This is a genomic window from Daejeonella sp., assembly GCF_049655485.1.
Classification (GTDB): domain Bacteria; phylum Bacteroidota; class Bacteroidia; order Sphingobacteriales; family Sphingobacteriaceae; genus Daejeonella.
The window spans coordinates 1-2,600 of the sequence record NZ_JBASJU010000290.1; the positions used below are offsets into that span (position 1 = coordinate 1).

The 2,600-nt window shown below is 40.3% G+C and carries 3 protein-coding genes and 1 pseudogene; 1 reads left to right on the forward strand and 3 read right to left on the reverse strand.

What is annotated here, in order from left to right; all coding sequences use genetic code 11:
* The 3 genes and pseudogenes from WBJ10_RS12215 to WBJ10_RS12225 form a co-directional block, all read right to left on the reverse strand.
* Positions 1-410 (reverse strand): annotated as a pseudogene (locus WBJ10_RS12215) (protein translocase subunit SecDF); the annotation flags it as partial.
* A 111-nt stretch (positions 411-521) separates the two neighbouring features.
* Positions 522-1,007, reverse strand: a complete 486-nt coding sequence (locus WBJ10_RS12220) for a dihydrofolate reductase (RefSeq protein ID WP_424290678.1) — start codon at positions 1,005-1,007, stop codon at positions 522-524.
* Positions 1,004-1,798, reverse strand: coding sequence for a thymidylate synthase (locus WBJ10_RS12225; protein ID WP_424290680.1), 795 nt, complete (start codon positions 1,796-1,798; stop codon positions 1,004-1,006). The genes WBJ10_RS12220 and WBJ10_RS12225 overlap by 4 nt, the downstream gene beginning before the upstream one ends.
* Before the next feature lie 197 nt (positions 1,799-1,995).
* Here WBJ10_RS12225 and WBJ10_RS12230 point away from each other — a divergent pair.
* A partial coding sequence (locus WBJ10_RS12230) for a 4-(cytidine 5'-diphospho)-2-C-methyl-D-erythritol kinase (RefSeq protein WP_424290682.1) occupies positions 1,996-2,600 on the forward strand: 605 nt, incomplete at its 3' end.

Genomic DNA, 2,600 nt, shown 5'->3' on the forward strand with positions numbered 1-2,600 from the left:
TTTTCAAATTCCTTACCGAAGGCAGCAATGAAATCATTTTCGCCGCTCGCAACCGCTGCTTCTGCATTCCTTATAGCTGCGTTGAAATTTGCATCCGTGTTATTATTAGCCAGATTACGCACCATGTCGCTTAAAGCGATCTCCATGGTCACGTTCATACCGCCCTTAAGGTCCAATCCCAATGGAATCTCTCGCTCTTTGGCATACTGATACGTAATGTAATCCAGGCTACTGAAAACAGGCAATGAAGCTACAGAATCGAGGTAAACCTTTTCCTTAGCTTGGTTACCGTTTGCAAATTCACGCGCATCCTTTTCAACTTTATTCGCGATCCACGTGAATGAGAGTGAATACAAACACGCAAGCGTCAATGCTATTGCGGCGAATTTAATTAGTCCTTTACCTTGCATTTTTATTTTAAATTGTAAACAATATTGAATTTAGGCTGTTTTGGTTAAGACGGCAAAGCTAATTAAATTTTTGTTTTTAAAAATTCTTTAAGCAGAAATATGCCGATTATTTCAGGCCCTTTTATATTTAATAAAAGTGTAGGAATATAGATTCTTTTCATCCGGGGCATGGGTAGTGCTTTCTACCTCTTTCCAGGTTTCTTTATCAACTTTTGGGAAAAAAGTGTCCGCATCAAATTGATGGTGTATGACTGTAAGATACAAGATATCGGCATAGGAGAAGGAATGTTCAAAGATTTGAGCGCCACCTATTATAAAAGCTTCCTCTGATTCGTCGCAAAGTCCCATTGCTTCCTCTAGAGATGAAACAACAGTAGCACCTTCTGCAGTATAGCTGCTTTGACGGCTCACCACAATATTCAAACGGTTAGGTAGCGCTTTTCCTATGGATTCAAATGTTTTCCGACCCATAATAATGGGATGGCCAGTGGTCAGGTTTTTGAAATGTTTCAGGTCTGCGGGTAAGTGCCAGGGTAACTTATTATCCTTTCCAATGCCGTTGTTTTCATCGACGGCTACTATGAGACTAAATGTCATATTGCAACGGCTCCTTTAATGTGAGGGTGTGGATCATAATTCTCCAAACTAAAGTCGTCGAATTTAAAATCAAAAATACTTTTTACTTCTGGATTTAACTTCATTTGGGGGAGAGGACGAGCATCGCGGCGTAACTGCAACCTTGTTTGATCTAAGTGGTTATTATACAGATGTGCGTCGCCAAGCGTGTGAATGAAATCGCCGGGCTGAAGATTACACACTTGCGCTACCATCATAGTAAGCAGAGCATAGGATGCAATGTTAAATGGCACACCAAGGAATATATCAGCGCTGCGCTGATATAACTGACAACTTAATTTTCCGTCTGCGACATAAAATTGAAAAAAGCTATGGCATGGAGGAAGAGCCATATTCTCAATTTCTGCTACGTTCCAGGCTGATACAATTATCCTTCTTGAATCAGGGTTGGTTTTTATCTGTTTGATGATTCCGCTGATTTGATCAATGTGGCCGCCATCCGGTGTTGGCCAGGATCTCCACTGAGAGCCGTAAACCGGCCCTAATTCTCCATTCTCATCAGCCCACTCATCCCAGATACTTACACCATTTTCCTTAAGGTATTTAATATTTGTTTCACCTTTTAAAAACCAGATTAACTCGTGGATTATCGATCTTAAATGAACTTTTTTCGTGGTAACCAAGGGAAAACCTTGCTGCAGGTCAAATCGCATCTGGTACCCAAAAACACTGATCGTGCCAGTGCCCGTGCGGTCGTGCTTTTGGGTGCCCTTATCGAGCACGTGCTGCATTAAGTCGAGATATTGTTTCATACTAGTATTAAGTTGTTAGTTATTAGTTGTTAGACTGGGTGGTCGGCATAGGCGTTCATACTTATAACTTATCACCTAAAACTTAAAACTCAAACGTATAACGTAAAACGTACAACGTACAACTCCTTAGTGCAAATAAAATAAATGTATTTTTGGCATCCTATTATTGTTCAAAACTATATTCGTATGTCAACAATATGTTAGTGTTTCCCAACGCAAAAATCAATGTCGGATTAAACATTGTCGCTAAGAGAGCGGATGGTTATCATAACCTCGAGACTGTTTTTTATCCGGTAATGATCAAAGATGTGCTCGAAATAATCGAAGCCAGGGAGCTAACATTTACTTCCAGCGGGCTTAATATACCGGGGAAAATGGATGGTAATATTTGCATAAAAGCTTACAGACTATTATCACAAGATTTTAAACTCCCGCCAGTTCATATTCATCTCCATAAAAACATCCCTATTGGTGCCGGCTTAGGCGGCGGATCTTCAGATGCATCGTTCTTCCTGAAGCTGATGGATGAGAAGTTCAATCTGAAATTATCCGAAGGTCAAATGGAGAAATATGCTTCCCTCTTGGGGGCTGATTGCGCTTTTTTTATCCGCAATAGGCCGGTATTTGCTTTTGAAAAAGGAGATCATTTCGAAGAAATTGAATTGGACCTAAGCCAATACTTCATTGTTCTTGCTATGCCTGACATTCACGTGTCCACTTCTGATGCTTTCCAGGATATTGTACCAGAGCGTTCGGATAAGAATTTAAAGGAATTAATCAGGCTAGATATTAATGAATGGAG

Excerpts from the sequence above, each read along its gene's own strand:
- WBJ10_RS12220 (WP_424290678.1), bottom strand. The coding sequence starts at position 1,007 with ATGACATTTAGTCTCATAGTAGCCGTCGATGAAAACAACGGCATTGGA.
- WBJ10_RS12225 (WP_424290680.1), bottom strand. The coding sequence starts at position 1,798 with ATGAAACAATATCTCGACTTAATGCAGCACGTGCTCGATAAGGGCACC.